7 protein-coding genes are annotated in these 5,565 nt (G+C 43.8%); all 7 read left to right on the top strand.

From position 1 onward, the window contains the following. A partial coding sequence (locus tag JWH17_RS22690) for a hypothetical protein (protein ID WP_205224989.1) occupies nucleotides 1-207 on the top strand: 207 nt, incomplete at its 5' end. 147 nt (nucleotides 208-354) lie between these two features. Continuing rightward, the gene (locus JWH17_RS22695) at nucleotides 355-495 is read left to right on the top strand and encodes a hypothetical protein (protein WP_205224990.1); all 141 of its coding nucleotides are present in this window, start codon (nucleotides 355-357) and stop codon (nucleotides 493-495) included. Between the two features lie 118 nt (nucleotides 496-613). Then, complete coding sequence (locus JWH17_RS22700; protein WP_205224991.1) at nucleotides 614-775, top strand: hypothetical protein; 162 nt, start codon at nucleotides 614-616, stop codon at nucleotides 773-775. 957 nt (nucleotides 776-1,732) lie between these two features. Continuing rightward, entirely contained in the window at nucleotides 1,733-2,833 is a 1,101-nt protein-coding gene (locus tag JWH17_RS22705) for an iron ABC transporter substrate-binding protein (RefSeq protein ID WP_205224992.1), read from the top strand. Nucleotides 2,834-2,835: 2 nt separating this feature from the next. After that, nucleotides 2,836-3,906, top strand: coding sequence for a FecCD family ABC transporter permease (locus tag JWH17_RS22710; protein ID WP_205224993.1), 1,071 nt, complete (start codon nucleotides 2,836-2,838; stop codon nucleotides 3,904-3,906). Further along, nucleotides 3,903-4,667: an ABC transporter ATP-binding protein gene (locus JWH17_RS22715; RefSeq protein ID WP_205224994.1), complete on the top strand. Its 765-nt coding sequence runs from the start codon at nucleotides 3,903-3,905 to the stop codon at nucleotides 4,665-4,667. The genes JWH17_RS22710 and JWH17_RS22715 overlap by 4 nt, the downstream gene beginning before the upstream one ends. Before the next feature lie 12 nt (nucleotides 4,668-4,679). Further along, the gene (locus JWH17_RS22720; RefSeq protein ID WP_205224995.1) at nucleotides 4,680-5,291 is read left to right on the top strand and encodes an FmdE family protein; all 612 of its coding nucleotides are present in this window, start codon (nucleotides 4,680-4,682) and stop codon (nucleotides 5,289-5,291) included. Nucleotides 5,292-5,565: the final 274 nt, after the last annotated feature.

The raw sequence follows: 5,565 nt of genomic DNA on the forward strand, positions 1-5,565 counted from the left end.
CCGAAAACGATGGCCGGAATCGAATGGAATCCCTGGCCGGAATCAATTGGAATGGGTGGCCGGAATGAAATGGAATCACCGGCCGGAATCCCCTGGAATCAGTGGCCGGATTGCTCTGGAATACTCATAGAAAGATATCTTCGCCCCGTCTTCCACGATTGCATGCGTGATACCTTGCGTTGGGATATTCGATTCGAAGAGGGCTAGCCATGAAACAGAGAGTATTGAAAATTGCATAATGAGTTAAACAAAGATTTGCCCCCTTTTCATTTTTCTCCATATGAGTTTTGCCTATGTTACGTACGGTTACAAGGGGCACATCCCATTTCTAAGCAAAAACCAACGTAATAACTCATGTATCATGCATACATTGACGAAGATAATGAGATCCCATATCTTGATATTGATTTCCAAATGGACTACACCACCATGAAGCTGATGAAGCATGATGTAGGCATTTGGAACAAAACAGCAAGTGAGCGAAAGTCATTGTGAGATTTGCGGCGGTGAACTTATAGAATAAGCTGGCAGCCTGACATGTTTCAATGATCAATGAGGCAATTGGCTTATGGACCCGACCAGTTCATACCCATGAACAATACAGGAGAATGATATGCTTGGAGAGAAAAAAACCGATTACGATCACATGTTCAAAGAAGACGGGGCGCGATACGCTTTCCATGACTGGCTCAGGCGTCAGAAAATCAACTGGCTTGCTATAGGCTTTTTGATTGGATATGTCTGCGGAATGATTTCGGGACTCTCTGGAAGTTGATATGATTATCGGCTACCTGAGGGAGAGAATAATAGGGGACGTACCGGGATGCTGCTAGGTTAAGATGTTTTGCTATGACAGATTAAACAAATAACAGGCAGATAGGTGTTACCGAACATCGTTATCGATGCTTAAACTAACGCAATTCGGTACATGGCATGATAAATTTTTGAAATAAAGGGGACTAATTGATTTTTCAATCAATTAACCGTAGAAATCGGTGATATTTACGTTCAAAATTACAATGTGTATCACACCTAGAATAATAGCCATGTGATTCAACTCATACAGCGTGAGGCGTGGAGCACAAAGCCTCTTAGCTCAAGCCTAATGCTGGAACTGCGCACGCTAAGTTTGTCGAGGCGGAAGTTGGAAACGGGCTCTTGGGTGCAGCGCTAGGCTTCGGCCCTACCTGTGGGGGTAGCGCCGGTTAATCGGCGCATTTGCCCGGATTCAAGTGTTGCGAAGAGGATTTTGATAAACCGTCTCATTCGCAATTAGCGGGGATTAGGGTGAACAGGAATTAGGGTTAACTTCGTGATTTGTGTAAATGGTTAATGCTGCCAATTCGAATTTATATCTTTGCATTGTAGTATGCGCCCTTAACACCACAATAGATATTTCAAACCGCTAGATTGAAAATATGACGAATTATAATGATTGGCAACGTCAATGCGTTGCATAATGACATTATTTGTATAGTGGCTTTTATCCAGAAATCGTAACTTTTTCACACTCCTCTAAACTTTTATTGCTGCTATAACATGCTGTATATATACAAAAATTGATAGAAATTTTTCATTTATTTAACTTGAATTACTATGGATTTTGCTTAAGAAGTGTTACGAAATTAAATAATGTGTTATTTGGCTTGACTCGTGAGGCTAGTTTTGATAAAGCTTTACCTCCGTAACACGAATTTAAAATTCTTCACACTTGATCTGTTGAGAGGGGTACATGTTTACACGAATATTCCTTGTTGCTTGTATCTTTTTTCTGCTCTGCAGCGGGATATCCGCAAAAGCTATAGAGGATTCCAGCGGCAAAACGGTTCAACTGCCAGATTCTGTGGATCATGTTATCTGTTCAGGATCTGGTTGTCTTCGTTTGCTAACCTATCTTCAGGCCCAGGACAAGATTGTAGGGGTTGACAGTATTGAAACCAGGAAAAGGAAACTTGATGCAAGGCCGTATGCTCTTGCCAACCCTCAGTTTAAAAAAATGCCAGTTTTCGGAGAATTTCGAGGATACGATAATCCGGAACGGATTTTAACCTTAGCACCTCAGCCGCAGGTAATTTTTAAAACTTATTCTTCACAGATGGGCTATGATCCTGTGGAACTTCAGCAAAAAACCGGTATTCCGGTTGTTGTGCTCAACTACGGTAATTTTACTCATCTCCGTCCCGAATTGTATAAATCATTACGTATTATGGGCACGGTCCTGGGTAAGGAGAATCGTTCAGAACAGGTGATTTCTTTTTTTGAAGAGACAACTACTGATCTTGACAAACGTACCGTAAATGTTCCGGTTGACCAACGGCCTACCGTGTATCTTGGAGGTGTGGCCTTTAAAGGACCGCACGGGTTTCAATCGACTGAACCCGCATACCCTCCTTTCAAATTCGTCCATGCCCGTAACCTTGCCTATGATAAGGCAATGTCGAAAAAGGAATTGAGTAACTCCAATATTGCCAAAGAAAAAATTGTCGCCTGGGACCCAGAATACCTTTTTCTCGACCTCTCAACCTTGCTGTTAGGAGATAAGGCTGGTGGACTGTATGAATTGAAAACTGACCCGGCATATCTATCTCTCAGCTCAGTAAAAGAAAACCGGGTATTTGGTTTGCTTCCCTATAATTTATATACGAAAAACTACGGGTCAATTTTGGCAAATGCCTATTACATTGGTAAATTGCTTTATCCTGAACGGTTCTCCGATGTTGATCCTGACAAGAAAGCTGACGAGATCTATCAGTTTCTGGTAGGCAAACCGGTTTTTTCCACCATGAACGGATTGTTTAATAATCTGGTGTTTAAAAAGGTACCTCTAAAATAGTCATGCATTTTGATCACGGCCAGGTACCGGCAGAATACAAGCAATACATAGGCAGAAAAGCTCTGTTTGTTCTGGTTATGGCATGCGGTCTGGCTGCAGTGTTGGTTGTTGCCATCTCTCTTGGAGCCGCCAATATATCTGTATCTTCGGTAACCAAGAGTCTCTTGGGGATGGTTACTTCCAAACAGGTTGAGATAATTGTCTGGAATATCAGACTACCCCAGGCACTAGCTGCTATGATAGCCGGTGGCGGTCTCGCTGTTGCCGGCGCTGTTATGCAATCGATTTTACGCAATCCGCTTGGCTCGCCATTTACCCTGGGAATATCACATGCTGCCGCCTTTGGTGCGGCTTTATCGGTCATGGTGCTGGGAGGTGGTATTATGACATCCAGTAATGTGGGTGCTGTATCCATCATTAACCCATATGTCACCACTGCATCGGCTTTTGTATTCAGCATCAGCGCTTCTTTGTTAATCATTGGGGTGACACGTACGCGTGGTGCCACTCCGGAAGTAATGGTACTTACCGGTGTAGCTCTCGGTGCATTTTTTACTGCGGGGACCATGTTTTTGCAGTTCTTTGCCGATGATATGCAGCTCGCGGCCATGGTATTCTGGACCTTTGGAGATACTGCCAGGGCAACCTGGACCGAACTGGCATTTATTGCAACAGTCACTCTTTTCTGTGTGGTCTACTTTTTCAGTAACAGTTGGAATTACAACGCCATAGACGCTGGTGACGAAACTGCCAAGGGGCTCGGTGTTCGTGTAGGCCATGTCCGGCTTACAGGGATGCTGCTCGCATCGATGCTGACAGCGGTAGTAATCGCATTTCTCGGCATCATCGGATTTGTTGGACTGGTTGTGCCGCATATGGTTCGTCGGGTTATCGGTTCAGATCACAGGTTTCTGCTGCCTGCGTGTATGCTGGTAGGAGCGGTGTTGCTCCTCTTTTCAGATACAGTTGCCAGATTGGTACTAGCACCCCATGTTTTGCCAGTGTCTGTATTGACAGCCTTCCTCGGCGCACCGGCATTTTTCTGGTTGATTATACGAGGAGGACGTCGATGATTCTGGATATCAATCAACTTGCATTTGGTTATAATGGCCACCGTATCATAAGTAATATAGACCTCAAGGTTGAGCCTGGAGAACTTTTGGCAATACTTGGGCCAAACGGAGTGGGCAAAACAACTCTCTTAAAGTGTATTAACAAAATACATCGGCCATCAGAAGGAAGCATTCTGGTTGAGGACCGCGATGTTCTTAAAATGAGTCCTGATGAGATTGCGCTCGGTATAGGTTATGTAGCTCAACGCAGCGAAACGAGTCGGTTGACAGTTTTTGATGCAGTCTTGATGGGGAGAAAACCGCATATCAAGTGGAGCGTGGCAGAGCGGGATTTGAAAGTTGTTGATGCAGCGCTTCAGCAGCTTGACCTTGCCCAGCTCTCTTTACGCTATATCGATGAATTGAGCGGCGGTGAGCTGCAAAAGGTTGCTATTGCACGTGCACTTGTCCAAGAGCCACAGTTGCTACTGCTAGATGAACCAACCAGCTCACTCGACTTGCGAAACCAGATCAACATATTAACGGTAATTAGAAAGATAGTAGATAGTCATCGAATCGGAGCTGTTATGACAATGCACGATCTGAACAGCGCTCTTCGATATGCAGACCGCTACTGCTTCCTCAAGGGTGGTATTATTCATGCGGTATGCAATTGCACTACAATATCAGCGGATATCATCGAAGAGGTCTATGGGCTTCCTGTATCAATTCATCATATAGATGATAATCCGGTGATAGTCCCGGAAGAGTTTCCCAATTAAAAGGAGCTGTAAATGACCTGTAGTTATTCAAAACAAACAATCAAAGAGACAATAGCATTTCATGGTCATAACTGCCCAGGACTTGCCATCGGTATTCGGGTGGCGGAATATGTCAAAAATAGTTTTCCAGACACTTCCCCGGCAGCTCTTGTCTGTGTTACCGAAACGGACATGTGCGGCGTGGATGCAATCCAGTACCTTACCGGTTGCACCTTCGGTAAGGGCAATCTGATTCACTGCGATTACGGTAAAACTGCTTTTTCTTTTTATGACCGGGAAAAAAATAAAGGTATTCGCTTGCTTTTGAAACCTGATAGTCGTGGAGATTCTCAGAGTGAAATGACTGAAATGATGGCAAAAAAAGGTTCAGGAACCTTATCTGAAGAAGAGCTCCTTAAACTGACCGAACTTCGCTCCATGATGGAAAACAGGCTTATGACTCTGCCGCTGGAAGATCTATTTTCAGTTAAAGAACTGAAAAGCAAGCCCCCTCGACCACCTCGCATATTACACTCCCTGGGTTGCGAGGACTGCGGTGAACATACCATGGAGTCCCGAACCCGTCGATTTAGCGGTAAGACTCTATGCATACCGTGCTACCGGAAAGTTGAACAAAAAATGTAGGTAACTATTCGTGGGTGGGAATTAGTAGCAGCTTACTAAATGATTTTCTTCTTAATATCAACCATGGGGGTATTATAAGGATGTTCAAATTATCATTGCCAGGTAGAAGGTCTGTATACTTGCCTTATCTATCATTTAACATAATTCCTGTTTATACGTAACAAAGTAAAAACCGCATAAAATGTTATAATGCGGTCATTAACATCCTGTTTTTTCAACAAAGAAAAAGGAGGACACGATGACCGAAACAACAGGTATACGCCAAGACGTACTA

The organism is Desulfogranum marinum (assembly GCF_016918565.1).
GTDB lineage: Bacteria > Desulfobacterota > Desulfobulbia > Desulfobulbales > Desulfobulbaceae > Desulfogranum > Desulfogranum marinum.

Bases quoted from the DNA above. Each gene is read 5' to 3' on its own strand.
- JWH17_RS22695 (WP_205224990.1), top strand. From the start codon at position 355: ATGTATCATGCATACATTGACGAAGATAATGAGATCCCATATCTTGAT.
- JWH17_RS22700 (WP_205224991.1), top strand. From the start codon at position 614: ATGCTTGGAGAGAAAAAAACCGATTACGATCACATGTTCAAAGAAGAC.
- JWH17_RS22705 (WP_205224992.1), top strand. From the start codon at position 1,733: ATGTTTACACGAATATTCCTTGTTGCTTGTATCTTTTTTCTGCTCTGC.
- JWH17_RS22710 (WP_205224993.1), top strand. From the start codon at position 2,836: ATGCATTTTGATCACGGCCAGGTACCGGCAGAATACAAGCAATACATA.
- JWH17_RS22715 (WP_205224994.1), top strand. From the start codon at position 3,903: ATGATTCTGGATATCAATCAACTTGCATTTGGTTATAATGGCCACCGT.
- JWH17_RS22720 (WP_205224995.1), top strand. From the start codon at position 4,680: ATGACCTGTAGTTATTCAAAACAAACAATCAAAGAGACAATAGCATTT.